This is a genomic window from Tumebacillus lipolyticus, assembly GCF_042682745.1.
In the GTDB taxonomy this organism is placed as follows: domain Bacteria; phylum Bacillota; class Bacilli; order Tumebacillales; family Tumebacillaceae; genus Tumebacillus_A; species Tumebacillus_A lipolyticus.
In genome coordinates this window covers 612,181-638,283 of the sequence record NZ_JBHUIO010000002.1, presented here as the reverse complement: position 1 = coordinate 638,283, position 26,103 = coordinate 612,181, and the positions used below count along the sequence as shown (strand labels likewise).

General features: G+C 55.1%; 26 protein-coding genes and 1 riboswitch. Of the genes, 22 read left to right on the top strand and 4 right to left on the bottom strand.

The genetic code is table 11. The features are described 5' to 3' along the window. The first annotated feature begins 9 nt into the window (after positions 1 to 9). The 8 genes from ACFSOY_RS02425 (at position 10) to ACFSOY_RS02390 (ending at position 7,023) form a co-directional block, all read left to right on the top strand. Positions 10 to 600 (top strand): TetR/AcrR family transcriptional regulator, encoded by a 591-nt coding sequence (locus ACFSOY_RS02425; protein ID WP_386043933.1) that lies wholly within the window; start codon positions 10 to 12, stop codon positions 598 to 600. Positions 601 to 669: 69 nt separating this feature from the next. After that, the gene (locus tag ACFSOY_RS02420; protein WP_386043932.1) at positions 670 to 1,119 is read left to right on the top strand and encodes a hypothetical protein; all 450 of its coding nucleotides are present in this window, start codon (positions 670 to 672) and stop codon (positions 1,117 to 1,119) included. A gap of 16 nt (positions 1,120 to 1,135) precedes the next feature. Further along, positions 1,136 to 1,792 (top strand): hypothetical protein, encoded by a 657-nt coding sequence (locus ACFSOY_RS02415; RefSeq protein WP_386043931.1) that lies wholly within the window; start codon positions 1,136 to 1,138, stop codon positions 1,790 to 1,792. A gap of 99 nt (positions 1,793 to 1,891) precedes the next feature. Beyond that, entirely contained in the window at positions 1,892 to 3,355 is a 1,464-nt protein-coding gene (locus ACFSOY_RS02410; RefSeq protein ID WP_386043930.1) for a methyl-accepting chemotaxis protein, read from the top strand. A 143-nt stretch (positions 3,356 to 3,498) separates the two neighbouring features. Beyond that, positions 3,499 to 4,077 carry a hypothetical protein gene (locus tag ACFSOY_RS02405; protein WP_386043929.1) on the top strand — a complete coding sequence of 193 codons (579 nt, stop codon included), beginning with the start codon at positions 3,499 to 3,501 and terminating at the stop codon, positions 4,075 to 4,077. Positions 4,078 to 4,278: 201 nt separating this feature from the next. After that, the gene (locus ACFSOY_RS02400) at positions 4,279 to 4,554 is read left to right on the top strand and encodes a metal-sensitive transcriptional regulator (protein ID WP_386043928.1); all 276 of its coding nucleotides are present in this window, start codon (positions 4,279 to 4,281) and stop codon (positions 4,552 to 4,554) included. 25 nt (positions 4,555 to 4,579) lie between these two features. Further along, a complete protein-coding gene (locus tag ACFSOY_RS02395) occupies positions 4,580 to 6,781 on the top strand; it encodes a heavy metal translocating P-type ATPase (RefSeq protein WP_386043927.1) in 2,202 nt (733 codons plus the stop codon). Between the two features lie 38 nt (positions 6,782 to 6,819). Next, positions 6,820 to 7,023 carry a cation transporter gene (locus ACFSOY_RS02390; RefSeq protein WP_386043926.1) on the top strand — a complete coding sequence of 68 codons (204 nt, stop codon included), beginning with the start codon at positions 6,820 to 6,822 and terminating at the stop codon, positions 7,021 to 7,023. Positions 7,024 to 7,087: 64 nt separating this feature from the next. On the opposite strand, the gene ACFSOY_RS02385 is transcribed toward ACFSOY_RS02390, so the two are convergent. Continuing rightward, positions 7,088 to 8,494, bottom strand: coding sequence for an MDR family MFS transporter (locus tag ACFSOY_RS02385; RefSeq protein WP_386044463.1), 1,407 nt, complete (start codon positions 8,492 to 8,494; stop codon positions 7,088 to 7,090). A 524-nt stretch (positions 8,495 to 9,018) separates the two neighbouring features. Beyond that, a complete protein-coding gene (locus tag ACFSOY_RS02380) occupies positions 9,019 to 10,311 on the bottom strand; it encodes a tetratricopeptide repeat protein (RefSeq protein ID WP_386043925.1) in 1,293 nt (430 codons plus the stop codon). 255 nt (positions 10,312 to 10,566) lie between these two features. Here ACFSOY_RS02380 and ACFSOY_RS02375 point away from each other — a divergent pair, with 255 nt between their 5' ends. The 13 genes from ACFSOY_RS02375 to ACFSOY_RS02315 all read left to right on the top strand — a co-directional run bounded on the left by ACFSOY_RS02375 (position 10,567) and on the right by ACFSOY_RS02315 (position 20,814). After that, on the top strand, positions 10,567 to 11,595 hold the full coding sequence (locus ACFSOY_RS02375; protein WP_386043924.1) for a hypothetical protein: 1,029 nt from the start codon (positions 10,567 to 10,569) through the stop codon (positions 11,593 to 11,595). A 71-nt stretch (positions 11,596 to 11,666) separates the two neighbouring features. Beyond that, a complete protein-coding gene (locus tag ACFSOY_RS02370; protein WP_386043923.1) occupies positions 11,667 to 12,209 on the top strand; it encodes a TlpA family protein disulfide reductase in 543 nt (180 codons plus the stop codon). A 252-nt stretch (positions 12,210 to 12,461) separates the two neighbouring features. Next, positions 12,462 to 12,809: an anti-sigma F factor antagonist gene (gene spoIIAA / locus ACFSOY_RS02365; protein WP_386043922.1), complete on the top strand. Its 348-nt coding sequence runs from the start codon at positions 12,462 to 12,464 to the stop codon at positions 12,807 to 12,809. Next, positions 12,810 to 13,247, top strand: a complete 438-nt coding sequence (gene spoIIAB, locus ACFSOY_RS02360) for an anti-sigma F factor (protein WP_386043921.1) — start codon at positions 12,810 to 12,812, stop codon at positions 13,245 to 13,247. Positions 13,248 to 13,258: 11 nt separating this feature from the next. After that, entirely contained in the window at positions 13,259 to 14,008 is a 750-nt protein-coding gene (gene sigF, locus ACFSOY_RS02355) for an RNA polymerase sporulation sigma factor SigF (protein WP_386043920.1), read from the top strand. 62 nt (positions 14,009 to 14,070) lie between these two features. After that, positions 14,071 to 14,205: a hypothetical protein gene (locus ACFSOY_RS02350; RefSeq protein ID WP_386043919.1), complete on the top strand. Its 135-nt coding sequence runs from the start codon at positions 14,071 to 14,073 to the stop codon at positions 14,203 to 14,205. A 114-nt stretch (positions 14,206 to 14,319) separates the two neighbouring features. Further along, entirely contained in the window at positions 14,320 to 14,778 is a 459-nt protein-coding gene (spoVAC, locus tag ACFSOY_RS02345; RefSeq protein WP_386043918.1) for a stage V sporulation protein AC, read from the top strand. A 26-nt stretch (positions 14,779 to 14,804) separates the two neighbouring features. Further along, positions 14,805 to 15,824: a stage V sporulation protein AD gene (gene spoVAD / locus ACFSOY_RS02340; protein ID WP_386043917.1), complete on the top strand. Its 1,020-nt coding sequence runs from the start codon at positions 14,805 to 14,807 to the stop codon at positions 15,822 to 15,824. 7 nt (positions 15,825 to 15,831) lie between these two features. After that, a complete protein-coding gene (gene spoVAE / locus ACFSOY_RS02335) occupies positions 15,832 to 16,182 on the top strand; it encodes a stage V sporulation protein AE (protein WP_386044461.1) in 351 nt (116 codons plus the stop codon). Positions 16,183 to 16,192: 10 nt separating this feature from the next. Continuing rightward, positions 16,193 to 16,783 (top strand): stage V sporulation protein SpoVABEA, encoded by a 591-nt coding sequence (spoVAEA, locus tag ACFSOY_RS02330; RefSeq protein WP_386043916.1) that lies wholly within the window; start codon positions 16,193 to 16,195, stop codon positions 16,781 to 16,783. Beyond that, positions 16,770 to 18,263 (top strand): spore germination protein, encoded by a 1,494-nt coding sequence (locus tag ACFSOY_RS02325; protein WP_386043915.1) that lies wholly within the window; start codon positions 16,770 to 16,772, stop codon positions 18,261 to 18,263. Before spoVAEA ends, ACFSOY_RS02325 begins: the two co-directional genes overlap by 14 nt. Positions 18,264 to 18,337: 74 nt before the next feature. Further along, positions 18,338 to 18,533: riboswitch (Lysine riboswitch) on the top strand. A gap of 116 nt (positions 18,534 to 18,649) precedes the next feature. Then, on the top strand, positions 18,650 to 19,987 hold the full coding sequence (gene lysA, locus ACFSOY_RS02320) for a diaminopimelate decarboxylase (protein ID WP_386043914.1): 1,338 nt from the start codon (positions 18,650 to 18,652) through the stop codon (positions 19,985 to 19,987). A gap of 353 nt (positions 19,988 to 20,340) precedes the next feature. Continuing rightward, positions 20,341 to 20,814: a cell wall hydrolase gene (locus ACFSOY_RS02315; protein ID WP_386043913.1), complete on the top strand. Its 474-nt coding sequence runs from the start codon at positions 20,341 to 20,343 to the stop codon at positions 20,812 to 20,814. 55 nt (positions 20,815 to 20,869) lie between these two features. Here ACFSOY_RS02315 and ACFSOY_RS02310 read toward each other — a convergent pair whose 3' ends face one another. Both ACFSOY_RS02310 and ACFSOY_RS02305 read right to left on the bottom strand, forming a co-directional pair. Further along, entirely contained in the window at positions 20,870 to 23,158 is a 2,289-nt protein-coding gene (locus tag ACFSOY_RS02310) for a phospholipase D-like domain-containing protein (RefSeq protein ID WP_386043912.1), read from the bottom strand. A gap of 193 nt (positions 23,159 to 23,351) precedes the next feature. Next, entirely contained in the window at positions 23,352 to 24,563 is a 1,212-nt protein-coding gene (locus tag ACFSOY_RS02305; protein WP_386043911.1) for a D-alanyl-D-alanine carboxypeptidase family protein, read from the bottom strand. Between the two features lie 161 nt (positions 24,564 to 24,724). Here ACFSOY_RS02305 and ACFSOY_RS02300 point away from each other — a divergent pair, with 161 nt between their 5' ends. Beyond that, the gene (locus ACFSOY_RS02300) at positions 24,725 to 26,095 is read left to right on the top strand and encodes a TrkH family potassium uptake protein (protein WP_386043910.1); all 1,371 of its coding nucleotides are present in this window, start codon (positions 24,725 to 24,727) and stop codon (positions 26,093 to 26,095) included. Positions 26,096 to 26,103 lie beyond the last annotated feature (8 nt).

The following is a 26,103-nucleotide window of genomic DNA, read 5'->3' as shown; positions in this document are numbered from 1 at the left end:
GGGACGCGATTGGTCAGGAAAAAAGTAGAGCGGAGCGATCTGATGAAAGCGACAGAGTCACTCCTGCGAGAAAAAGGGTACGATGGGTTCAGCTTCTCTGCGCTCGCTCTGCGCATCGGTGTCGGTCGTAGCACGTTGTACGACCACTTTTCCTCCAAAGAAGAGCTGATCGTGGCCTGTATGACAGATGTGATGGAAAAGATGATGGTCGAGTGCGAGCAGCTGTCGCAATGCGAGGATGCGTGCTCCCAGATCAAAGGGATGGTTCGCACGTTCCACACCTACTCGCAGATTCACCAACTCGTCCAGTCGATGCCCGCATTGAAAAAGGCGAGCGCCCGTTCTGAGCGGATCGCAGAGGCGCTCGAACAGCTCGCGAAAGATCATCATCGCTTGATGGAGCTCTTGACGAACGCGTTCGAAAAGGCGAAAGAACAGGGAAGCGTGCGTCAAGATGCACCGACTTCCTTGCTCGCTTCGATGGTGTTTCATTCGATTCTGCTGCCCAACGTCGAAAACCTGCCGGAAGAGCGATGGAGCGAGCTGATCTTCGACCTGCTCTATCAAGGGATTCAAAGACATGAAAGTGATCTTGACTGAAAGCGAGCGCTATGTGATAATCAATCCGACACTAGTGTCGGATACTCGCATGAAATCGGGGGGAATCATATGCAAGATTGGTTGCTCTTTTTGCATTTGACCAGCTTGGCGCTGTGGTTTGGCGGCTTGGTCATGTTGAGCTTCTTGTTGGTTTCGATCAAGCAGAGCGCTGGCGAGGCAGTGAAGGCGCAGGTTTCAACCTATCTTAAACTTGCGAATCGACTGCTTCATCCAAGCGCGTTGCTCGTGCTGATCTCCGGTGCGATCATGATCGTTCAGATGGGGATCGAACGCGACATGAAACCGTTTTGGCTCACGTTCATGGAGCAGTGGGGCGGGACGGTGGTGCTGTTTTCCACGATCGCACTCACTTGGGTTGGCAGCCGCTTAAAGAAGCGTCTCACGGCTGCAGAAGGGACGGAGGTCTCGCAGGCTACCTTGCCATACCGGGCGTTCATGATGGTTTCTGTATGCGGGATTCTCGTCGTGATGGGTGTAGTTTCGCTGAAGATCTCCTAGAAAAGAGGCTTATGAAATGAATCTGGTATTATGGACGTTTGCGACCTTGCTCGCCGGCTTCTTCGCCGTGCAGATCCTGCAGGAGTGGGTCGCGAAGCGCAAGATGAATCAACTCGTGTGGCTGATCGGTTTCTTCCTATACTGCGTCAGCGCGTTTGGCAGCGCGTGGTCCTATCTCTTCGGGTGGGATGAGACTGTCTATCGTCTGTGGTATGTTGCTGCCGCGTCGCTGGTCGCCTTTTTGGGAGCTGGACAGCTGTATTTTACGCTGAAACCAAGATGGGCTAATGTATTTTTGGTTTTTGTCATCGGCGTCACGCTGGTGATGCTGTTCAAAGCGCTGACCGTGCCAGTCGATCTGGCCGTGTTGGAAGGCGCGCAAGGCGAGATCGGTGGCGCCGCATTGCCGAGCGACGTTCGCGTATTTTCGCCGATCTTGACCATTCCGGGCAGTTTGGCGCTGATCGGTGGGGCGTTGTTCACCGCGGTCGTCCGCCGCTCGAAGTCGGGGCTGTGGATCGGGATCGGTGCTTTGATCATCGCGATGGGCGGCACGATCACCCGCTTCGATCTGCCGCAGATGCTTCCGATCGCCAACTCGATCGGGATCGGACTGATCTACTACGGCTACGCGCTCGCACAGCGCAGAGCTTTGCAACGGAAGCTGGCATAAGCAAAGCCGAGGTGATTTCACCTCGGTTTTTTCTATGGAAATGGAGTTAAAAAAAGCCTATAATTAGTATGGATTGAAACCTTTTATAGGGGTGGAAAAGTGACGAACGAACGAAGAGTACAAGAGATCGCGTTCCAGCACGACTTTTTTCTCAAGTCGATCAATCTGGCACGCATGGGTTTGTTGATGGGTCTAGGCTTGTCGCTCATCTTTGCCGTACTGGACGTATGGCTCGTACCAGAGGTGAAAAGCCAGTTTTGGTTCCTTCGCTTTGCCTTGACGATTCCGCTAACATTGCTGGCGTTTGCGCTCTCCTACACGAAATCTTTTGAGCGCATGATGCAGCCGCTGCTGCTGCTCTTCCCGGCCGTCTCCGGATTAAGTCTGGTCTATATGATGTACTTGGCACCACAGGCATCCTATCTCTATTATGGCATGATGATGTTGCTCATTTTTATCTACACGATGTCTCGTTTGCGCTTCGTCTATGCGAGCGTGCTCGCTTGGATGATTTTCGCCGCCTATCTGGTTGTGGCGATCATGACGATGGAGTCGAACATGCAGCTGGTGACCGATCTGTTCTTCATCGCTTCGACCAATCTGGCGGGCATGTTCACCTGTTACATGCAGGAGAATGAGCTGCGCAAAGAGTTTACGCAGCGCAGCCTGCTCCATGCAGAGCAGGAAAAGACAGAAGAGTTGATCAGAGATATCTCGGTGCGCAACGAAGAGCTGTCGGTGGCGACAGACAAGATGCGCAGCCTGTCGAAAAAGCTGCAGCTGACAGCGGAAGAGGTGCTGAAGGAAGCGAAAACGGTCGCGAGCTCCTCCACACACGCTTCGGCAGCTTTGCAGGAGACGGCTGTCGGGATTCAAAACGTCGCCGGGCTCGCTCAGCAGGTCAGCGCCTATTCCTCTTCGCTGTCGGAGAAAAACGTAGAAGTGAAGCGCTCAGTCGGCGAAGGAACGACCAGAGTGCGCGAGATCATGGATGTGACCCAAGGTGCGTTTCTCACCGCCAACGAAAATGCGGAAAAGGTCAAAAATCTGCAGGCGGAGACGAAAAACATCGCGCAGATCATCGACATCATCGTCAACATTTCGCAGCAGACCAATCTGCTGGCGCTCAACGCTGCGATCGAATCGGCGCGCGCTGGGGAAGCAGGTCGAGGCTTTGCGGTGGTGACAGGTGAGATCAGGTCGCTTGCCGATGAGACTGCATCTGCAACGTCGAAGATCGCGCAGATTCTCGATAAGATTCGCGATGAATCGGATGCGGTGGCAGAGAAGTCGAACGAGCTCAAAGATACGACCGATAAGATTCGAACGAAGGGTGAGCAGATCTCCGAAGAGTTTGAGATGATCGCTTCCAGCGTGTCCTCGATGAGCGAGATGGTGCGCATCGTCGAGGAAGCGGCGTATGAGCAATCGGGTGCCGCGGAGGAGATGTCGGTCGAAACGGACAAGGCGATCACCGCTTCTGAAGAGGTGGTCAAAGTGTCGGAAGAGCTGGAGAAAATATCGTCCACGCTCGATGAGATGATGGACCAGTTTCAAAAATAGCTGAGTTGAATGTGACGGAAAGCCAAGGGCGTAGACCCTTGGCTTTTTGATTTGGGCGGCTCGTATCAACCATCCTGCGCTTACAGACCATATGTGAAGAAGCGACCCTGGTGAGTGCTGCCAAAGGGTAACCGGGCCGGTGCGTGAGAGGCAAGTGGCAAGAGGCAAGAGGCAAGAGGCAAGAGGCAAGTGGCAAGTGGCAAGTGGCAAGTGGCAAGTGGCAAGTGGCAAGTGGCAAGAGGCAAGAGGCAAGAGGCAAGTGGCAAGTGGCAAGTGGCAAGTGGCAAGTGGCAAGTGGCAAGTGGCAAGTGGCAAGTGGCAAGTGGCAAGTGGCAAGTGGCAAGTGGCAAGTGGCAAGTGGCAAGTGGCAAGTGGCAAGAGGCAAGAGGCAAGAGGCAAGTGGCAAGTGGCAAGAGGCAAGAGGCAAGAGGCAAGAGGCAAGAGGCAAGAGGCAAGAGGCAAGAGGCAAGTGGCAAGAGGCAAGTGGCAAGTGGCAAGTGGCAAGTGGCAAGTGGCAAGTGGCAAGTGGCAAGTGGCAAGTGGCAAGTGGCAAGTGGCAAGTGGCAAGTGGCAAGTGGCAAGTGGCAAGTGGCAAGTGGCAAGTGGCGATGGCGATGGCGATGGCGATGGCGATGGCGATGGCGATGGCGATGGCGATGGCGATGGCGATGGCGATGGCGATGGCGATGCCGATGGCGATGGCGATGAAGGCTGGCGGATAATTCTTTTCACATACGGGTAGGGGGTAGGGGAGTCTACCGCACGGATTTTACTTCGAGATTGCTAAGAAACTACGAGGATTGGCAAGCGGATGGTGCTTTAAAGATCGCTTGTATGCCCGAATTTTCCTCTCTTTCGAAAAGAAAGGTTGACATTTCCTCATCCTTGGAGTATTTTATATACCATAGGGGGGTATGGTTGATATGGAACATCGTGCTGAGCGCAACAAAGAGGCTCTGATTCGCGATTTGAAAAAGATTGAAGGCCAGATTCGCGGCGTGCAGAAGATGATCGAAGAAGATCGTTACTGCATCGACATTTTGGTGCAGTTGACCGCGATCAAGTCGGCCAGTCACCGCATCGGCCTGAAGCTGCTCGAAGGGCATACGCGCGGGTGTGTAACCCATGCAGTTCAAGCGGGTGGCGGAGAGGAGCACATCAAAGAGCTGATGGATGTGATCCGGATGTTCACCAAATAGGTGACCCAAGAAAGGAGTGAGAAAGATGAGTGAACAGAAAGTAACGCTTCAGGTGAGCGGTATGACCTGTGCAGCTTGCTCCGCACGGATCGAAAAAGTGGTCGGCAAGATGGAAGGCGTGGCAGATGCGAATGTCAATTTGACGATGGAGCGCGCCACGGTCACCTTTGATCAGGAGAAGCTGACTCCGCAATCGATCATCATGCGCATCGAGAAGCTCGGATACGGTGCGAGCGAGTTGGTCGAGAAGCAAGCTGGAGAACCGAACGAACTGGCAGAGAAGGCGAAGAAGCGCCAGATCGGCATGCTGATCTTTTCCGCCATATTATCGCTGCCGTTCTTGCTGGTGATGTTTGAGATGCTCGGCGTGTCGATCGCGCCCGACTTCCTGATGAATCCGTGGGTGCAGCTGGCACTGGCAACCCCGATTCAGTTTGTGGCAGGGTTTGGTTTTTATGTCGGGGCGTTCAAAGCGCTGCGCAACAAGAGCGCGAACATGGATGTGCTGGTGGCGCTCGGCACTTCGGCCGCCTACTTCTACTCGCTGTGGATGATTTTGCGCGGTGAGCATCATGTGTACTTCGAAACGAGCGCGATCATCATCACGCTGATCCTGCTCGGCAAGCTGTTCGAACATCTGGCCAAGTCGCGAACGTCCGATGCGATCAAAAAGCTGATGAATCTACAGGCGAAGACGGCGAGAGTGGTGCGCGAAGGTCGCGAGCTGGAAGTCAAGATCGAGGATGTGATCGCAGGCGATGTGGTGCTGGTGCGTCCGGGGGAGAAGATTCCGGTCGATGGCACTGTGCTTGAAGGCGTCTCCTCAGTCGATGAGTCGATGTTGACCGGTGAGTCGATTCCGGTCGATAAAAACCCGGGCGATCAAGTGTTCGGGGCGACGCTCAACAAAAACGGGGCGCTGCGCTTTACAGCGGAGAAGGTGGGCAAGGAGACGGCGCTTGCGCAGATCATCACCGTCGTCGAAGAGGCGCAAGGATCGAAAGCGCCGATTCAACGCATGGCTGACGTGATCTCCGGCATCTTCGTTCCGATCGTGGTCGGCATCGCACTGCTCACCTTTATCATCTGGTATTTCTTCCTGCAAAGCGGTCTGCACGATGCGCTGACCATCGCGCTGATGAACGCGACAGCAGTGCTGGTCATCGCCTGCCCTTGCGCGCTCGGACTCGCCACGCCGACGTCGATCATGGTCGGCACGGGCAAGGGGGCAGAGAACGGAATTCTGTTTAAAGGCGGGGAACATCTGGAGAATTTGCAAAAAGTGAATGTGATCCTGCTCGACAAGACAGGGACGATCACCAAAGGGAAACCTGCCGTGACCGATCTGCTGGTGATCGGGGAGCAGTTGGCGTCGCAGGACGATCTGCTCAGAACGGCTGCCCGCGCGGAAAAGCTGTCCGAGCATCCGCTGGCGACGGCGATCGTTCAAGCGGGTGCCGAATTGGGCGATCTGGAAGACCCGGAGCGGTTTGAGGCGATCACCGGCCGCGGTGTTCGGGCGGTTGTGGACGCTCGCACCGTGTTGATCGGCACGCGCAGATTGATGATCGAGGAAGGTATCGATGTCGCTTCGATCGAACAGATGATGGAGCAACTTGAAGCAGCGGGCAAAACGGCGATGATCGTCTCCGTCGAGGGAGCGGTCGCCGGGCTGGTCGCGGTGGCCGACACGGTGAAAGAGACATCGAAGGAAGCGATCGACAGCCTGAAGCGAATGGGGCTGAAGGTGGTGATGGTCACCGGCGACAATCTGCGGACCGCACAAGCGATCGCGGCGCAAGTTGGCGTCGACGAGGTGTTGGCAGAAGTGTTGCCAGAAGATAAGGCGGCTGCTGTCAAACGCTACAAAGGGGCGGGGAGCACCGTGGCGATGGTCGGCGATGGCATCAATGACGCTCCCGCCTTGGTGATGGCCGATGTTGGAATCGCGGTCGGCACAGGTGCCGATGTGGCGATCGAGGCGGCAGATGTGACCTTGATGGGCGCCGATCTGGAAGGTGTGGTGCGAGCGGTCCGACTGTCGCGCGCCACGATCGGCAATATTAAACAGAACCTGTTTTGGGCGCTCGCCTATAATGTGGTCGGGATTCCGATCGCCGCTTTCGGCCTGCTGTTGCCTTGGGTGGCAGGTGCGGCGATGGCGTTCAGTTCAGTATCTGTCGTCTTAAATGCACTGCGGCTGAAACGCGTCAAACTCGATGCGTAAAGCATATAGACAAACAGGAGAATGAGGAGGAAATTCACATGAGCACGTTCACGTTTAATGTATCGGGCATGTCCTGCGGTCACTGCAAAAGCGCGGTGGAAAGCGCACTGAAAGAGGCGGGCGCTGCAGCGGTCGATGTCAACCTTGAGCAGGGGACTGTTGGCGTCACCTATGATGCTGACAAATACGATCTGAACAAGCTGCGCACTGCGATCGAAGACGCAGGCTATGATGTAGCCTGATTGGATAAACAACAAGGGCCGGATCGATCCTGATGGGGATCGATCCGGCCCTTTTGCCGTAATCCTATTCTTTCGCCTGCTGCGTGCGTTTCAAGAACAGCGCAAGCACTAAGGCGAGCACAGCAAAGCCAAAGCCGATCACAAAAGCGTTGTGCACGCCAGCAACCATCGCCTGCGCGAGTTGGAGCGGTGCAGTCGGATCGGATGACTGCTCCAAAAAGTTGCGCTGACCTGATGACATGACGCTGATGAAGAAAGCGACGCCGATCGCGCCAGCTACCTGCTGCAAGGTGTTGAGAATGGCCGTCCCGTGCGGGTAGTAACGTGGGGGCAGTTGGTTCAACCCGTTCGTTTGCGCAGGCATCATGATCATCGAGATGGACACCATCATGCAGATGTGCAAGATCAGGAAGGTCATTTTGGAAGTATCTGCCGAAACCTGCGTGAAAAACCACATGATGATGACCAGGAAGGCTGAGCCGGGGATCACCAGCGCCCGCGGTCCGAATTTGTCGAACAGCTTGCCGGTGATCGGCGAGATCAGCCCGTTTAGGAGGCTGCCTGGCAGCATCAAAAGCCCGGATGCAAATACGGTGAGCCCAAGCGCGCCTTGGAACAGGAAGGGCAGGAGCGTCATCGTTGAAAACAGCGTCATCATCATGATGATCAACAGGATGGTGGTCAGTGAGAACATCGGAAACTTGAATGCTCGGAGATCCATCAGCGGTTCTTGCAGTCGCAATTGCCTGATCGTGAACAGCAGAAGCGCGATCCCGCCGACAAGAACGGTTCCGTAGACTTCCGGGTTGGACCAGCCGCCATTTCCTTCACCGGAGCTGCTGAAGCCATAGACGATGCCGCCGAAGCCGATCGTCGATAAGATGATCGACCACACATCTACTTTCGGCTTTGTCGGCGTGGACACGTTTTTCAAATAGATCGATGCGAAGACGATGGAGAAGATGGCGAACGGCAGCACCAGGAAGAACAGCCAGCGCCATTGCAAAGACTCCAGAATGAGGCCGGAGAGCGTAGGCCCGATCGCAGGAGCGAACATGATGACCAGCCCGATGCTCCCCATCGCCGCGCCGCGCTTTTCTGGGGGATATAGCACGAGGATCGTGTTCATCAGGACGGGCAGCATCAGACCGGTCCCGGCAGCTTGTAACAAACGACCAAACAACAGGAACGAAAATTGTGGCGCGATCCCACAGATGAGCGTACCTATGGCAAACAGGATCATCGCGCCCAAGAACATTTGTCTCGTCGTAAACCATTGGACGAGCAAAGCGGAAGCAGGAACCAGCACGCCGACAACAAGCATATAGCCTGTCGCCAGCCATTGCAGGGTCGACGGAGATACGCCCAGTTCGACCACCAGCTGGGGAAACGCGATATTCAGCAGCGTTTCATTTAGAATCGAGAAAAACGCCCCGATAATCAGTGAAATCAAGATCGGAAGTCGCTTCAAATTCCCAAGCTCCGGAGAAGCTGGGGGTGCAGACGTTGTGGCAGTGCTCAAGTTCTCATCCTCCTTATCTATACCATTCACCAGTATAGATGATAACTAGTATAACCGAATGCATGCAAACAGTTGAAATGCGCAATCGGGAAAACGGTAAAACAAAAAACCACCTGATCCACATTCTGGACAGGAGGTAGGCATAGAGACAAAAAGAAAGACAACTCCACATCAGGGAAGCAATTCTCTTCTTGAATATATGTAAGTCCACACACTGACCCCATCCAAAAAAATTCGTTAGATTACGAGTTTTTGCGTTGGAATAGGATTAGTAGATCATCGGACTAAGGTCACCCTTTCACTTTTAACTAACCAGACTCTACCATACCATTTTCATGAAGTCAAGGAATCTAGCATCGTGTGCATCGTTGTACTTTTGTGATCATCGAATTCGCAGCACTTTTGCATAGACGTTCGGATGACAAAAAGCCCCCTGATGCTGCTTGCAGAACAGGGGGCTTTTTGCAAAGGTGTTACATGACCAGCACGCGCTCGCGCAGGTTGGACTCGACGATGCTTTGCATTTTTTGCAGAGATTCGGTGGCAGACAAGAAGTCGCCTTGCATTTTGTAGATCTCGCCAAGCAGTGCGTACGACTTGGTCAGCTGACCGATCATGTCATACGTTTGGAACAGTTCGATCGCTTTTTCCGCATACTCGATCGCGTTTTCAAACTCTTCGAGGCCCAGTTCCACTTTCGCCAACGTGCGATAGAGGAACGCGGTTTCGCGGATGCCTGGCTCAAGCAACTCCAAAGATTGCTTGCAGTGCGCTTCCGCATCTTTGAAGCGGTCTTCTTTCAGCAACATGCGAGCAAACTCGCTGTGCACGTTCGCGATGTCAAAATCGTTGCCGTGTGCGGTGAAGCCTTCCATGCTCTCTTCGAGCAGAGACAGCGCTTCATCGATTTTGCCCTCATCACCTTTGATGATCGCGAGGTTCACTTTGCAGTGGTAGGACGATTTGATCAGGTTCAGAGATTTGAAGATCGCAATCGCATCCTGCGTGTGCTCAACCGCTTTTTTGTAGTTCTTCAGCTCTTTGTTCGCGTGTCCCAAACCGTTGTACGTCTCACCGATCAATTTTAGGTAATTTGTACCTTGTAACAGGTGGTAGGACTCGGTGTAATATTTAAGTGCGTCATTATATTCACCGAGTTTCAAATTAACCATTCCGAGGTTCGTGATAACAAACGCTTTGGTCGAGACGTCGATTCCTTCCGAACGGGACTGCACCTGATACGCCTTCTTCCAGTGGAATTGTGCGAGCAAGAGGTTTTCCTTGCGCATTTGGATCACGCCGAGCTTGTTCAGTGCCAAGACTGCGATGTTGTGCTCGCCAGCACGAATCGCCCCGTCAAGAACATCTTCAAACAGTTCGGTCGCACGCTCAAACTGCTCGACATGCAGGTAGCAGTTCGCCAGATCAAACGAGATGTTGGTCAACTGCAGATGCGGCGCCGGATTGTCGAGAAGTTCTTCAAGCAACGAAATCGCTTTCTCATATTCGCCCGTTTCCATGTACGCTTTCGCCAGCTTGTAAGTGCTCGTCTGCTCAAGCTTCGTCTGCATGTCAGAGAGGAAGTAGTCGACCGAAGTCTCAAGTTTTTCTGCGATAGCGCATAGCAATTTATGAGATGGATTCGCTTTGTCAGCTTCGATCTGTGAAATCATACTCGGGGTGACCATGCCGGAGCCGAGGTCACTTTGAGTGAGACCCTTCATGATTCGAAGTTCTTTAATTTTCTGTCCTAAAGACGTAGGCATTTGGGTTCCCTCCCACCCTAAATCTAGTTATGCTGTATAGTTTTATTGTACTATAGCGTCGAAAAGAAAGGAATACCTGATAAAATCAATTCATCAAGGAAAAACACGTTTTAAATGTTATATAGCTTATACACATTTCCTGATCAATATACCATCTTGACCGTTAACTGTCCAGTCAAGAGTGCCAGATTCACTGCATAAGTTTTAGATAGAATGTGTAAAGAAGAATCGATCTGCCCAGAGAGGGGGGTTCAGGTGTACGAACATTGGCATCCTCTTTTTCGACAGGCGTCGACAATTTTGACCACCCGCATCGTCGGTTCGACGGCGAAGAGCGCCGCGATCGGCATCGCGCAAACGGTGTTTCCTGCGAGCAGGCCGAACGCGGTGCTTTTAACTCGACCCGACTGCTATCCGGTGGCGCTCGGGGCGACGCGCCTGATGCATCACCCGTTTGCTGCGGTGATGCTGTTTACGGAAGGTGAGCGTCTGGAAGAGGACGTCTCCCGCGAGCTGTTGCGCCTGTCCCCGCTGGGCAGAGGCCTGCCCGCTCAGGTGATCGTGATCGGTGCGATGCACGCGAATGTTTTGCATGATGTGGCCGCTCTCGGTTTTACCGTCTGGCATCTGCTGGGCCAAGATCTAGCAGATACTTTAGGAAAGATTGCCGAATGCGAAGGGGTGCTTGAGGGGTCGCATGCGCTGCTCGTCTCGGTCGATCCGAAAGGCGGAGGGGTCGCCGCTGGCAGCTTTGCCGCCGCCTCGGGAATCCCGATCCTCTTCGCCTCAGAGCGGGGGTTGTCAGAGATGGCGGTGCGCTTTCTGCACCAGCGCCCACGCACGAAACTGATCGTGGTCGCACCTGCCCGCTATCTCTCCGGGACGGTCGAGCGTGAGGTGCGGAGGTTGGGCGCAAAGATCGATGGTTGGGTCGCCGGCCGCGACGGGTACGAGACGAGTGTTGAATTTGCCAAGCTGCATCAGGGCGGGCGCAAGAGCGGCTTCGGAAAAAAGTTGGCCGAGAGCGGCGCGATCGCCGTGGTGCCAGCTGAGCTGTGGCCGATCGGAACCGCATCGGCCGCGCTGTCGAGGCGAGGTCGATTGACACCGCTTTTGCTCACGCGGGCCGATCGCCTGCCACCCCCCGTCGAGGAGCATCTGATCGGCTGGCAGGCGCGGAAGCGGGGGCGCCGCGTGCACGGGTTTGTCGTCGGGGGCTATGAGGTGATCCATCACCAGGTGCAGATCGCGCTGCATCGGGCGATCGCGTCGGACGACATCTGAGCGCGACCGAGGAGTTCGATTTTGCTCGGTGGGGCATCCTTTCTGGTAGAAGGCGGAAAGGAAGGATGCTTGTGGGGAATCGTTGGAAGCTCGCCAGTTTTTTGATCTTTGCGATCGCATCGCTCTTGCTGATCAGCCTGTCGCCCCTCGCACTGGCAGACGGAGAGTTCGCGCGGGTCGGGCTGTGGGCAGGAGAGATCGCTCCCGACTTCGAGCTGCTCGATCATCGCGGCAATTCGCACAGGTTGCGCGATTTTCGCGGCAAGCCGGTGCTGCTCAACTTTTGGGCTTCATGGTGTACGCCTTGCCGGATGGAGATGAAAGACCTGGTTGAATCGTCCCATCTGTATCAGGACAAGGTGCAGTTTTTCGGCGTCAATCTGGCCGACCGAGACGCACCGTCCGTTTCGCAAGCTTTTCTCAAGAAGTTTAAAGTTGGCTATCCAAATGTGCTCGATCTGGAAGGCAAAGTGGCCGATCAATATCAGGTGCTCGTCATCCCGACCTCCGTTTTGCTCGATGCGCAGGGGCGGGTGGTTCAGCGGGTGCAGGGCCCGCTCTCCAATGAAGCGATCGACAGGCTCTTCCAGAGTGTGCTTCCTAAATTGCGCTAAGAAAAACGGTCCATCGTTTATTTCGCTCTCGCTTTGACCACAATGGTAATTCATGAATGCAATTCGTGAATGCTGGTGGGCTGGAAGAGGGGAATCAGGGTGGGCCGTTTCCTATTTCACCGCCCCGAACCTCGCGAAAAATGGCTTCTTTTCACGATTAAACAGTTGTTTTGTCGAGGGGCAGGAATCGGTTTGACCTCGGTAGAAATAGGGGCTAGACAGCAATTTCTTCCTCAAGGAGGCAGGTACGAGATGATGCAGATCTCCACAGAAGTTCAAGGTGTCACCCTGATCGTGCGGATGGCGGGTGAGCTTGACCATCATACAGCAGAAATGGTGCGCCGTCAGGTAGAGTCAGAACTTGATCGCAGTGCGACAGAAAACCTGATCTTGAACCTAGAGCAGCTGAGCTTTATGGATTCCTCCGGTCTGGGCGTGATCTTGGGGCGTTACAAGCGGGTGACGCAAGCAGGAGGGCGCATGGCGCTCTGCTCGGTGAACGATCAACTGAAAAAGCTGTTTGAACTTTCCGGGATGCTGAAGATTTTGCGCATCTACCCGACCGAATCGCAGGCGCTGGCCGAGACGGGGGTGGCGTAAATGCAAAACTTCATGGAGCTGAAGTTTGCGTCTCGATCAGAAAATGAATCGTTTGCGCGCGTGTCTGTCGCAGCGTTCGTTTCGCAGCTCGACCCGACGCTTGAGGAGTTGACGGAGATCAAGACGGTCGTCTCCGAAGCGGTGACCAACGCGATCATCCACGGCTATGAGGAGCAGGACGGACAGGTCTCGATCTCCTGCAAGATCATCGACGGGACGATCGAGCTTGTGATCGAGGACAGCGGGCGCGGGATCGAAGATGTGGAAGAGGCGCGCCAACCGCTGTTCACCTCCAAGCCGGAGCTGGAGCGATCAGGCATGGGCTTTACGATCATGGAGAACTTCATGGATGCGATCGAAGTGATGAGCCAACCCGGAGTGGGCACCCGAGTAAGGCTGGTCAAGCGTCTGAAAAGTCCTTCTGTCGCCAGCCACTAGGAGAGAGCAGGATGGCGATGGAAAAAACTGCCCCGCACCAAAAGTATACGGACGAGCAGGTCAAAGGTCTGATCGCAAGCTCGCAATCTGGCGATGATGATGCCCGCGAGGCGCTGATCGTCTCCAACCAGCGCCTCGTCTGGTCGGTTGTCCAGCGCTTTCTCAATCGCGGCTACGAAGCGGACGATCTGTTTCAGATCGGGTGCATCGGTCTGATGAAGGCGATCGACAAGTTCGATCTTTCGTACGATGTGCGCTTTTCCACCTATGCGGTGCCGATGATCATCGGGGAGATTCAACGCTTCTTGCGCGATGATTCGACAGTCAAAGTGTCTCGCTCGCTGAAGGAGACAGCGCGGCAGGTGCGTCGCACTCGCGACGAGCTTGCCAAGAAGCTCAACCGCCAGCCACATATCAATGAGGTGGCAGAAGCGATGGGCATGGAAGCGACCGAGGTGGTCTTTGCGCTCGAATCGATGCGGCAACCCGCTTCGATCCACGAGACAGTCTTCGAAAATGATGGCGACCCGATCTATCTGATGGATCAGATCTCCGATGAGTCGCAAAACAAATGGTTTGATAAGCTGGCGTTGCACGACGCGCTGGCTCGACTGCCCGAACGGGAGCGCTTGATCGTCTTTATGCGCTTCTTCCGGGACAAGACGCAGGCGGAGGTCGCCGAAGTGCTCGGCATCTCGCAGGTGCAGGTATCTCGTCTGGAGAAAAAGATTCTGCAGATCATTCGCGAACAACTGGGTTAAGTTCTGCAATTCTGCCCCATACTATCGAAAGGCAACGGCGAGGTGATAGGAGGGTGGACAAGTTGAGAACGACCAAGCGCAGAGTGCTGTGGGTTGCTGTCCTGTTGGCCCTGCTCGCCGTCAGTGCGGGCGGGTATGTCTGGTGGGAACAGACGGCGATCAAATACGAGCGGATCACAAACGCAAAACGCGTATGAAAGCGGCAGGCACCTTCTGGTAAAGGTGCCTGTTTTTTCGTTCATAGCGCAGGCTTTCGGTTGGCAGAATAGGACTACGGTAGGAAGGAATCGTCAACGAGGAGGGGTTGAGCGATGCAACAGGGTCCCAAAGAGAAGCTTGAATATAAACGGATCACACAGAAGCATTTGCCCAAGCGCCCTGTGTTTTCCAACTCGGTTCGCGCTTTTTTGGTCGGGGGCGCGATCTGTTTGCTCGGGCAGTTTGTACAAAAATTTTTTATCCACTTCTTTGATTTCGATCAAAAGTCGGCCGGCAATCCGACCGTTGCGGTGATGGTCTTTCTCTCCGTGCTGCTCACAGGTTTTGGCGTATATGATCGGATCGGACAATGGGCGGGTGCAGGTTCGGCTGTCCCGGTCACCGGATTTGCGAACGCGATGGCTTCGGCTGCGATCGAGCACAGAAGCGAAGGGATCGTGCTCGGGGTCGGCGGACAGATGTTTAAAGTCGCAGGCCCGGTGATCGTGTTCGGCGTGGTGTCCGCCTTTGTCATCGCCCTCGTCAAGCAGATCATCAAGATGGTGATCTGATCCTAGTCAAAGGAGGTGAGTCGCTCATGGGCTTGATCGGGAAGCAGACGTGGGAGTTTGCGTCACAGCCCGTCTTGATCTCGACGGGCACGGTCGTCGGCCCGAAGGAAGGGCAAGGTCCGCTCGGGCATGATTTTGATATGGTGCACCAGGACAGCTATCTCGGGCAGGGTTCGTGGGAGAAGGCGGAGCGGCGTTTGATGGAAGAAGCGTGCGAGACGGCGCTGAGCAAAGCGCACCTGAAGGCGGATCAGATCGACATCTTCTATGCGGGCGATCTGCTCAATCAGATCGTCACATCCGGCTTTGCTGCTCGCACTTTGGCAACTCCTTTCATCGGGCTGTTTGGCGCTTGCTCGACCTCGATGGAGTCGCTGGCGCTGGCGGCGATGACTGTCGATGCGGGGTATGCCAACTATGCGCTGGCGAGCACCGCTTCCCATCATTCGACGGCGGAGCGGCAATTCCGTTACCCGACCGAGTACGGAGGGCAGAAGCCGCTCTCGGCGCAGTGTACGGTCACCGGGTCGGGAGCGGCGATCGTCGGCAAGGCGGGCGAGGGGCCGCGCATCACCCACGCCACGATCGGGCAGGTGGTCGATCTGGGCGTGAAGTCGCCGTTTGAGATGGGGCCGGCGATGGCGCCGGCAGCTGTCGATACGATCGCTCAACATCTGAAGGACACCGGTCGGAAGCCGGAGGAGTACGATCTGATCGTCACCGGTGATCTGGCGCGGATCGGTCACAAGATCGCAGCGGAGCTGCTGGAGCAAAAAGCGGGGCTGTTTCTCGGCGACCTGTTCAAAGACTGTGGGATTCTGATCTTCGATCCCGATCAGGAGGAAGTGTTCTCTGGCGGGAGCGGCTGCGCTTGCTGCGCGGTCGTCACCTATGGACATCTGCTGAAGCGCATGGAGCGAGGCGAGCTCAACCGCATGCTGATCTGTGCGACAGGAGCTCTGCTCTCCCCGCTTTCCACGCAGCAAGGGGAGTCGATCCCATGTGTCGCCCATGCGGTCGTCATCGAGAGAGGGCGGTGGGACTAAGATGGATATGACCTTTTTCTACGCTTTTTTGATCGGGGGTCTGATCTGTGTGGTCGGACAGCTGTTGATCGATCTGACCAATCTCACACCTGCACACGCGATGAGCGCGCTCGTCGTCTTGGGGGCGGTTCTCGATGGCTTTGGACTGTATGAGCCGCTGATCGAGCTGGCCGGAGCGGGAGCGTCGATCCCGATCACTTCGTTTGGCAATGCACTGGTGCACGGCGCGATGGCCGAGGCGGAGCAGCATGGGATCGTCGGCATCATCACTGGTATTTTCGAAGTCACATCGGCAGGTGTGTCGGCGGCGATCGTCTTTTCCTTTTTTGCAGCACTCTTGTTTAAACCGAAGGGGTGAGCGATCTGATATGGGGAAGCGAAAGGTCATACTGATCACAGATGGTGACCAAGTTGCGAGAAGAGCGGTCGAGAAGGTGGCGGCCGAAGTCGGCTGCCGCGTGATCTCGCGCTCTTCTGGCAACCCGAGCCCGCTAAATGGTGAACAGCTGGTCAAGCTGATTCAGCATGCGAAGCATGATCCGGTGTTGGTCATGTTTGATGATAATGGCAACGGAGACTTTGGTTACGGAGAACAGGCGCTGGAACATGTGGTGAACCACCCGGGAATCGATGTGCTCGGCGCGATCGCCGTCGCATCGAACACGCCGATGGTCGATGGCGTGCAGGTCGACTTTTCGATCGATCAGAACTGTCGCAAGGTCGAGGAAGCGGTGGACAAGGATGGTCTGCCCGCTCACGATGGGGAAAAAGTGGTCTATGGCGATACGGTCGATGTGCTCTCCAACTGCGATGTCCCGATGATCATCGGCGTTGGGGATATCGGCAAGATGCAGGGAAAGGATCACTTTTTGAAAGGAGCCCCGATCACCAAGGCGGCCATCTTAGAAATCATGAAACGGAGTGGATATGAGCATGCCGCGAATCATGACGAACACTGATATCCCACCGGCCGATCAGGATTTGCAACTGGAGAAAAAGTTGGCGGAGAATCTGAAGTTTTTTGACAAGGTGCTCGGCATCGGCGAGAGCTACGACATGATCAAGCGGGAGATGCAGTTTGCTGGTCACGATTTTTGTCTGCTCTACGTCAACGGGTTTATCAAAGATGGGATCTTAGACGATATCTTGCGCCTGCTTGCGACCATAAAGCGGGAGAAGCTGGCGGTCGATACGCTGGAAAAGCTGATCCAGACCTATCTCACGCACACACAAGTGGAAAAGCAGAGCAAGACCAACACGATCATCACCGCCATCCTGTCCGGTCAGACGGCGATCTTGATCGACGGCTATGAGGAGGCGCTGATCGTCGATGCGCGCAGCTATCCGGCGCGAACGCCACAAGAGCCGGAGCTGGAGCGCGTCGTGCGCGGCTCGCGCGATGGATTTGTTGAGACGCTCGTGCAGAACACCGTGCTGACAAGGCGCAGAATCCGCGACCCGCGGCTGCGCATGGAGACGATGCAGATCGGCAAGCGTTCGAAGACGGACGTCTGCGTCGCCTACCTGCAGGATGTGGCCGATGAGGAGCTGGTGCGCGAGATCAAGACCCGCTTGGAAAAGATCGACGTCGACGGGTTGCCGATGGCGGAGAAGTCGGTCGAAGAATGGTTGACCAAGCGCAACAACTGGAACCCGTATCCGGTCATCCGCTATACGGAGCGTCCCGATGTGGCAGCCAACCACCTGCTGGAAGGGCATGTGCTGATCTATGTGGACACTTCTCCGAGCGTGATGATCACGCCGACGACCGTCTTTCACCATGTGCAGCACGCGGAGGAGTTTCGGGAAAACCCGGCGGTCGGTGCCTACATTCGCTGGGTGCGGTTCATCGGCATCTTTGTGTCGATTTTTCTGATTCCCCTGTGGATCTTGTTTACGCTGATCCACCGCGAATGGCTTCCCGAATCGTTCGCCTTTTTGGGGCCGGATGATGTGGGGGCGATTCCGATCATCCTGCAGTTTCTGCTCGCAGATGTCGGGATCGACATGATGCGAATGGCTGCGATTCACACGCCGACACCGCTCGCGACCGCGATGGGCTTGATCGCAGCGGTGCTGATCGGCGATATAGCGGTCAGCGTCGGGCTGTTCTCGCCCGAGTCGATCCTCTACATGGCGGTGGCTGCGATCGGCATGTTCTCGACGCCGAGTTACGAGTTGGCGATGGCCAACCGGCTGACCCGGCTGTTTTTCATCTTGGCGGTCGCCTTTCTCGATTGGTATGGGCTCGTCGGCGCCATCGTGCTGTGGTTTGTGTTGCTCATGCGCACCAAATCGATCACGCGACCCTATCTCTGGCCGCTCGTGCCGCTCAATGTCAAGGCGATGTGGGAGATCCTCGTTCGCACGCCGATGCAGTACAAAAACCAGCGCCCGGAGATCGTCAAACCACAGGATAAAGATCGTCAGCCGAATTAGACAGGTCCCTTGCGATCGGCGAACACTCCTGCTATAATCGAATATAATTTAATACCTACACACCTCATTCGCACGAGTGGGGTAGAGGCGCGGGAAAGATGAGTATCGATCGGGAAGCGATGGCACGCTGATGAACGATCGTGAAAGGATGACCGCCGAAGTGAAAAGTGAGCCATTCGCTTTTTCGCTGGGTCGACATTGAACAAGTGTCGGACTGTCACCTCGGAAGATCGATCTTGATCATGCCGAGAGTGATGCGCTACTTCATGAGTTGAGGGGATTAGATCTGATTTGGATCATCTCGTTCGAGTATTGATAAATCCAAACGGTCGGCGCCTCCCTTTGACGCCGGCCGTTTTTTGTGTTCTCAGAGAGGAGATAAACGGATGTTTTTGCACGGAACAAGTCGCATCAACGAAAAAGGTCACCTGGAGATCGGTGGACTGGACACCACAGATCTTGTCAGCCGATACGGGACTCCGCTGTACGTGTACGATGAAACGATGATCCGCCAGACGATCCGCGAGTATAAGCAAGCGTTTGCGACAGCGGGGCTCCGCCACCAGATCGCGTTCGCATCAAAAGCGTTCTGCTGTCTGGCGATGTGCCGTCTGATCGATGAAGAAGGATTGGCGCTCGATGTCGTGTCGAGCGGGGAGTTGGTCACAGCGCTCGAAGCTGGATTTCCCGCAGAGCGTATTCACTTTCACGGCAACAACAAAACGCCATTTGAGATCGAGCAAGCGTTAAACGCTGGGATCGGCGAGTATGTGGTCGACAACTTTCACGAATTGCGATTGCTCGGTGCGATGGCGAGCGAAAAAGGAATGACGGCAAACATTCTGTTGCGACTGACGCCTGGGGTGGAAGCTCATACGCACGAATACATCTCGACCGGACAGGAAGATTCGAAGTTTGGCTTCGATATGACCAGCGACATGGCGGAGCGCGCGGTAAGAGCCGCCTTGAACACAGAGGGGGTTCGCCTGATCGGTTTGCACTCGCACATCGGCTCGCAAATCTTTGAGACGGAAGGATTTGCGGTGGCTGTGGAGATCGTTTCGAAGTTCTATGGAGAGTGCGTGCGAAACTTTGGGGCGGAGCATCTCTACAAGCTCAATGTTGGCGGCGGGTTTGGCATTCGCTATACGGAGGAGGACACTCCGCTTCCGGCGAGCCACTATGTCGAAGCGATCGCGAGCGCCGTACAAGGGGCGTTTGACCAGTTAGGCCTAGCCTATCCGGAGATCGTGATCGAACCGGGGCGCTCGATCGTCGGCGCTGCGGGAACCACTCTGTATACGATCGGCTCGACAAAAGACATCCCGGGCGTGCGCAAATATGTATCGGTCAACGGGGGAATGACAGACAATCCACGCCCTGCGCTCTATCAGGCGCAATATGAAGCGATGCTGGCCAACCGCGCGAGCGAGGCGAGCGAGGAGATCGTGTCGATCGCGGGCAAAGCGTGTGAATCGGGCGATATGTTGATCTGGGACGTCGCATTGCCCAAAGTGCAGGCGGACGATATTTTAGCGGTCTCCTGTACAGGCGCGTACGGATATTCGATGGCGAGCAATTATAACCGCATCGCTCGACCGGCTGTCGTCTTTGTGCAAAACGGTCAGGCCGATCTGGTGATCAGACGAGAGAGCGACCGAGATCTCCTGTCTCATGATCTGATTCCGGCAAGAATGGTCAGCGAAGCGCTGACCAATCGCTAGGGGGCCGACGAGGGGGCAGATGCGGAAGGCAAGTCCCGTTTTTTGTGCATAGGATGGGTAGGGAAAGGAGGGGGTATGTTTGGGTCTCCTGTTCTCTTTCTTCCCGAGGATCTTTCAGTTCTTTGGAATCTTCCAAAGCGTCGTCGGCTTTATCCAGCCGATCTGGCCTGTGATTTCGAATTTCTTTTCCCGTCGGGCGGCTGCATAAGCCCGACTTTTTTATTGGCTTGAGATCCGAATCGAGCGGTGGCAGGCGGGCGATGATCGAGTGAGTTTTGCAAGCGGTCAGGTGACCAAATGAGAGCGCGAGCCATATCCTGATCGTATCTGAAAGATAGGCGGTGAGGATCGAGATGCCGATGCGCAAAGTGAAAGCGACCAATCAACACATTCGTCTGCTCGCCCAGCTGATGCAGGCGGAAGCGAGAGGGGAAGGCCGGCGCGGGCAGGAATTGGTCGGGTCGGTGCTGATCAATCGGGTTGTGGCAGACTGCAAGCCGGACTTCCACAACATTCGCAACATCCCGCATGCGGTCTACGGCAAGTTTGGCCCGTCGCGCTCCCCGTTCGAGCCGGTGCAAAACGGGGAGATCTATAAGATGCGCCCGAGCTCTCAGGACATTCGTCGCGCTCGCGATCTGGCAAACGGGCGTGTCGACTCGATGGCGAGACGAAGCCTCTGGTTTTTCAACCCGTCGCCAGGCCAACGATACAGAGCACCCTGTACGCCGAAAATGCCGCGCTCGCCCAAGACGCAGTTTGAGTATGCCTATAAAAACCACTGTTTTTACACCGGCGTTCCCGGGTATTGTCAGCAGTTTCTATAAGCAACAAAAAGAGCATCCGATGGAGATCGGATGCTCTTTTTCGTTCTAACGCTTCTTAACGCTTCGGATTCGGATTGGTCACTTCCCAGTCGCTCGGCATGTTGGTGTCGAGGAAGGGGGACTTGCGGGACAGGACTTGGCCGTTATTCGTATACAGGGACCAGTTGGTCACGTAGTTGTCCCAAGCGACGTTGTCGACGATCGCGCCCGTTGGATTTTTCAAGAGCAGGTTGTCTCCCGTGTTGGTCAAGGTCAGATTCATGCCGGAAACATCGAGCCCGAAACCTTTATAGTAGGAGAACGCCTGGCTGTCCTTGCCGACCATCAGATAGGAGTGTGCCGGGATCACCGTGCCGCTGGGCAGGGTGAAATTGCCCGATTTGTTGGAGAGCTTATAGCCGGTGAGGTCATAGGCGACGTTGTTCGGGTTGAACAGCTCCACATACTCGCGGGTCGCATCGAAACCACCCGTCTGGTACATCACCTCGTTGATTTGAATGTTGGCCGAACCGCGCGCCTCCTCTGGGTTCCAAGCTTGCGCGCCGCCGCTCCAGTCATACCAGAAGAGCGACTCGTAGTAGGCGGCCACCTCGGTGTTCTCGACGATCACACCCGCCTCACGGTTGTTTTCAGGAGAGTTTTTCGACCAGTTGATCGAAGAGACGAGCGTTTTGTTGCTGTCGGCGATCATGCCTTTGTTATGAATTTTTTCGATGCCGACCGCTCGGGTGTCCACAAGCTTCGCCTGCAGATCGAGCTGCTCAGCGCTGGCAAGATCGTTGATGTACTGGACTGTGTACTGGTTGTCCCGCGGATCGCTCGCATCGAGGAAAGCAGAATCGAGCAACACGCGAACTTTCACCCCGCGGCGCGCTGCGGCGATCACTTCTTCCAGATAAACATCTGGCGTGGTCGTCACGCTGCCAGCCGAGGTCGATCCCCAGTGTTTATGAATGTAGAGCTGTTCGACCAACAGCGTGTTCTGCGCTTGGCGAGCCATCCCGATGATCGAATTCTGTTGCAGGAACGTGCTGTCAGGTGCGAAGATCGGCGTCACGCGAAACTCGCCGTTGATCTGTTTGCTCGTGAAGCCGCCAGCGTAACTTCCGGTCGGAGTGGAGCTATTCGGCAGGAAGCTGAGCGCAGGTGCACCATATTTGCTGTGCGTCGGTGTGTACGGAAAGGAGTCCTTGGCGGACGTGTTCCAGTCGGTGTTGAAGATGTTTGTAAAATACTGTGCGGTCTGTGCGTCATTCACGATGATGCCCCAACCGCGATTGCCGTAGTTTTGATGGAAAGGCACTCCGGTCGATTTCCAGTTCTCCGATTGGGTGAAGATGCGCTTCCCATCGATGATCGCATATTTCGCATGGTCGAATCGATAGCGTTTATAAATGCCGTTTGCAGTATCGGAGATGATATAGCGAACTTGTCCACCCGCTTGGGTGATCTGATCGGATACGTACTTGCTGTCATCGAGCAGTCCGCCGACCGGTTGACCTTCGAGAAACACGCGGACGTTCACGCCGCGCTGGAGCGCCTGCTTGATCGCGTCGAGAAGTTGAACAGACTGGAATTCATAAACGTTCAAGTCGATGCTTTCGGTCGCCGAGTTCAGCAGTGCGACGAGGGTGGCATAGCTGTTGTCTGGCGAAGAGTACGGCTGGATCGTGCCCGCATAGGAGAAAGTCTGCAAGCCCATGCGCGATTGGCCCGCCTGATAGACGCGCAGGTGCTCCCAATCGGCTGCCGAGTCGGTGTCCGGATATTGAGCGGTCACCTCATTCTTCTCGCGGACGAAAATGTTACCTTCCGACACGACCGGCACGGTGGCTCCGACCCATCCGGAGCTTGCGACGCCAGATCCGTAGGCGAACGTGTCGATGTTCGCACCGCTTCCATCGCGGAGGTAGATGACCGAACCGGCGTTGGCAAGGCTTGGCACAGAACCTGTGACGTTCAGCTGCGGGACGGTGCTGTCAGAGTCGGTTCCGTATTCGAAGTTCGGCTGAAACAGCATCTCCGACCGGAATGTGGTCGCAGTCTTGGTCACATAGACTGTCTGGCCGGCAGCGATCGATGTGGCGGCAGGAAAGGACAGTTTGGTCGAGCCAACCTGGAGGTACCAACCGCCGATCGAAAGGGCGGAGGAGGTCGGGTTGGTCACCGCGATGTACTCTTCCGGCTCATAGGATACGTTTGTGTCCGCATACACCTCGGTGATGAGCGGGTAGGTTGGGCCGGCCGCTTGGGCAGAGGGGGCAGGGGTCAGGCCGATGCCTAAACTTGCGGTCAGCAACAAGGCCATCAGAGCGGAAAAGCGTTTTGTACTGCGTGGCTGCATGAGATTCACCATCCTTCTCAATGTGTGGTTCCGATTCTGAAGTAAAAATGACATTTTTACAATTAAATTATATCCGATGGTAAACCGATTCTCAAGAATTGTGCCGTGCGCTGAGCAGCGAACAGGTGCAGCACTCCTTATGATCGGCAATCTGATCAAAAAACACCTTGCCCACAGGAGTTGGACAAGGTGTTTACATCGAGCGACTTTTCCTAAGTTTTACAAATTTCTTCGGGAAAAAGAGCAGGAGTGGGATGAGTAAAGCGAGAAGTAGGAGTTTGTTCTCCGTTGCGGAGGTGACCTCTTCGATCGGAATCCCTGAAACTCCACGGTCGGCGAGCACATCTGCCGTCATGATCAGATGGCCGTCCTGATAGAGGTTGAGCGCACCGATCACCGCATCTTTGTCAAAAGGTGCGCGGGGAGGCTCCACTTTGGGAACCGATTGAATCAGCGCCTTGCTCGCAGCGGGAAGGGTTACATACACATCTTCTGGCAGATACGCTCGCACCAGGCTGCCTTCGACGTTGAACTGCTTTAGAACCTCGCCTTTCGAGGCAATTTTTTTATTGATGAACTGTTTGAAACCGTAATCGAGCAATCGCGTCGCCTCTTCGCGAATCTTGGGTCGGTTTTCGACTCCCATCAGGACGGCGACCAACTCGCGGTCTTGCCGCTTGGCAGAGACGGCGATCGTCTGTTGGGCTTGATCGGTAAATCCTGTCTTGATGCCGGTTGCGCCTTCGTATTCGTAGAGCATCTGATTGATGTTGAACAGGACGCTTTCCCATACCTGCCCTTTCCACGGCAGCGTCTCCGTTGCAACAATTTTCCGAAACGTTTCGTTGTGCATCGCGTAGGAAGAGATAACTGCCATATCTCGTGCGGTCGTATAATGGTCATCCTCGTGCAAACCGCTCGGCGTGACGAAGTGAGAATTGCGCGCTCCTAGCGCAACCGCTTTCCGGTTCATCAGCTCCGCAAACTGTTCGACCGAGCCGGCGAGATGCTCGGCGATCGCCACCGCAGCATCGTTGCCCGAGTTGAGCATCAGGCCATAGAGCAGGTTTTCGAGCGTCTGCTCTTCGTCATATTCAAGGTAGATGCGATTGCCTTCCTGTTCACGCGCCAGCTTCGATGTTTTAACCATCGCTTGGAGATCGCCGTTTTCCAAGGCGAGGATGGCGGTGAGAATTTTTGTGATCGAGGCGGGGTAGAGCCGCTCGTCCGCATTTTGCTCAAACAGGATCTGGCCAGACTGTCGATCGAGGAGCACTGCGCCCCTGGCGGTCAACCCGGTTGGAGCTTTCTTTTCATAGGAAGCAAACGCTGTGGAAAGACTAGAAAAAAGTAGGAAGCTCAAGATTGTACAGACTGTCAAGATGATGTGTCGCTTCGTTCGCATGTCTTCTTCACTCCACAATGAAATGGCTTGCGAGTACCAAGTTCCATTTTAGTATATATGTGCATCTTTATGCAAAGATGGATTAAAAAAATCTTTGGCTTGCATTCGAGCTCGCCAACGATTATATTCAATCTCATTGTGATGAAAACTGAGGGGATTCCATGGGAAAAAAACGTTCTTGGCAACTTCGGACTTGGCAAAAATTTTTAACACCCGCTCGATTTTTGGTCATCGGGTTCACGGTGTTGAGCATCGTCGGCGCGATCTTGCTCTCCTTGCCGATCGCGACAGAAAACGGTGCAGGGCTGAGCTTCGTCGATGCTCTGTTTATGGCGACATCTGCCGTCTGCGTAACCGGGCTGGTCGTCGTCGATACGGGGACTTATCTCTCCACCTTCGGCGAGGTGGTCCTCTTGACGCTCGTGCAGATCGGCGGTCTCGGCTTCATGACGGTCGCCACCTTTGTCACGATCTGGACGGGGAAGCGAATCGGCTTAAAGGAGCGGCTGCTCTTGCAGCAATCGCTCAACGTCGCATCGCTTGAAGGATTGATCCGCCTGGCGCGAAACGTCGTGTTGATGACGCTTGTGATCGAGTTGTTTTTCGCGCTCGTGCTGGCTGTGCGGTTGTCGTCGGAGATGCCGTTTGGGCAGGCGTTCTATTACGGGATCTTCCACTCGGTCGCAGCGTTTTGCAACGCGGGGTTTGATCTGTTTGGCGACTATAACAGCTTGTCCGAATATGCGACCGACCCCTGGGTCAACTTCTCGATCATGACATTGGTTGTCGTCGGTGGCTTGGGCTTGGCGGTGATGTCAGATCTGTTGCGAAAGCTGGTCAACCGGCGAGAGCGGTTGATGCTGCACACGAAGCTTGTCCTGATCGCGACTTCTGTGCTGCTTGTGCTCGGCACGATCGGGTACTACGCTTTGGAACACAACAATCCTGGCACGTTGGCAGATCGATCGGAAGGGGAAAAACTGCTTGCTTCCGCCTTCGCCTCGGTGACCGCTCGCTCATCCGGCTATGCGACTGTCAATTATGAAGAGATGACGCAGGGCGGGATGTTCTGGACGATGATTCTGATGTTCATCGGGGCAAGCCCTGGCTCGGCTGGTGGCGGGATTCGCACGACGACCGCGCTGGTGATCTTGCTGTTCGTCTTCGCCGTGATCATGAACAAGGATCAGACGGTCGTGTTTAAACGAACGATCCCCCCGCGCACGATCTATAAATCGCTGACGATCGCCGTGATGTCATCCGTTCTGATCGGCCTGACCACACTGGTGCTGACGATCACCGAAGATCAGTCGTTCATCCGACTGATGTTCGAAGCGGTGTCTGCCGCTTCGACTGTCGGGCTGTCGACCAATCTGACGCCCGAATTGTCGCATACGGGCAAGATCGTCATCTTGATCGTCATGTATATCGGGCGGCTGGGGCCGCTGACGATGGCGCTTGCGCTGGCAGCAAGACACCAAGGGAAGCCGGCCAACCTTCGCTATCCGGAAGGAAATGTGTACGTGGGCTGATCGCTTTT

What these genes read in the sequence shown, in the direction of transcription:
- ACFSOY_RS02420 (WP_386043932.1), top strand. Translation starts at nt 670, where the DNA reads ATGCAAGATTGGTTGCTCTTTTTGCATTTGACCAGCTTGGCGCTGTGG.
- ACFSOY_RS02415 (WP_386043931.1), top strand. Translation starts at nt 1,136, where the DNA reads ATGAATCTGGTATTATGGACGTTTGCGACCTTGCTCGCCGGCTTCTTC.
- ACFSOY_RS02400 (WP_386043928.1), top strand. Translation starts at nt 4,279, where the DNA reads ATGGAACATCGTGCTGAGCGCAACAAAGAGGCTCTGATTCGCGATTTG.
- ACFSOY_RS02395 (WP_386043927.1), top strand. Translation starts at nt 4,580, where the DNA reads ATGAGTGAACAGAAAGTAACGCTTCAGGTGAGCGGTATGACCTGTGCA.
- ACFSOY_RS02390 (WP_386043926.1), top strand. Translation starts at nt 6,820, where the DNA reads ATGAGCACGTTCACGTTTAATGTATCGGGCATGTCCTGCGGTCACTGC.
- ACFSOY_RS02380 (WP_386043925.1), bottom strand. Translation starts at nt 10,311, where the DNA reads ATGCCTACGTCTTTAGGACAGAAAATTAAAGAACTTCGAATCATGAAG.
- spoIIAA (WP_386043922.1), top strand. Translation starts at nt 12,462, where the DNA reads ATGATGCAGATCTCCACAGAAGTTCAAGGTGTCACCCTGATCGTGCGG.
- spoIIAB (WP_386043921.1), top strand. Translation starts at nt 12,810, where the DNA reads ATGCAAAACTTCATGGAGCTGAAGTTTGCGTCTCGATCAGAAAATGAA.
- sigF (WP_386043920.1), top strand. Translation starts at nt 13,259, where the DNA reads ATGGCGATGGAAAAAACTGCCCCGCACCAAAAGTATACGGACGAGCAG.
- spoVAC (WP_386043918.1), top strand. Translation starts at nt 14,320, where the DNA reads ATGCAACAGGGTCCCAAAGAGAAGCTTGAATATAAACGGATCACACAG.
- spoVAD (WP_386043917.1), top strand. Translation starts at nt 14,805, where the DNA reads ATGGGCTTGATCGGGAAGCAGACGTGGGAGTTTGCGTCACAGCCCGTC.
- spoVAE (WP_386044461.1), top strand. Translation starts at nt 15,832, where the DNA reads ATGACCTTTTTCTACGCTTTTTTGATCGGGGGTCTGATCTGTGTGGTC.
- spoVAEA (WP_386043916.1), top strand. Translation starts at nt 16,193, where the DNA reads ATGGGGAAGCGAAAGGTCATACTGATCACAGATGGTGACCAAGTTGCG.
- ACFSOY_RS02325 (WP_386043915.1), top strand. Translation starts at nt 16,770, where the DNA reads ATGACGAACACTGATATCCCACCGGCCGATCAGGATTTGCAACTGGAG.
- lysA (WP_386043914.1), top strand. Translation starts at nt 18,650, where the DNA reads ATGTTTTTGCACGGAACAAGTCGCATCAACGAAAAAGGTCACCTGGAG.
- ACFSOY_RS02315 (WP_386043913.1), top strand. Translation starts at nt 20,341, where the DNA reads ATGCCGATGCGCAAAGTGAAAGCGACCAATCAACACATTCGTCTGCTC.
- ACFSOY_RS02310 (WP_386043912.1), bottom strand. Translation starts at nt 23,158, where the DNA reads ATGCAGCCACGCAGTACAAAACGCTTTTCCGCTCTGATGGCCTTGTTG.
- ACFSOY_RS02305 (WP_386043911.1), bottom strand. Translation starts at nt 24,563, where the DNA reads ATGCGAACGAAGCGACACATCATCTTGACAGTCTGTACAATCTTGAGC.
- ACFSOY_RS02300 (WP_386043910.1), top strand. Translation starts at nt 24,725, where the DNA reads ATGGGAAAAAAACGTTCTTGGCAACTTCGGACTTGGCAAAAATTTTTA.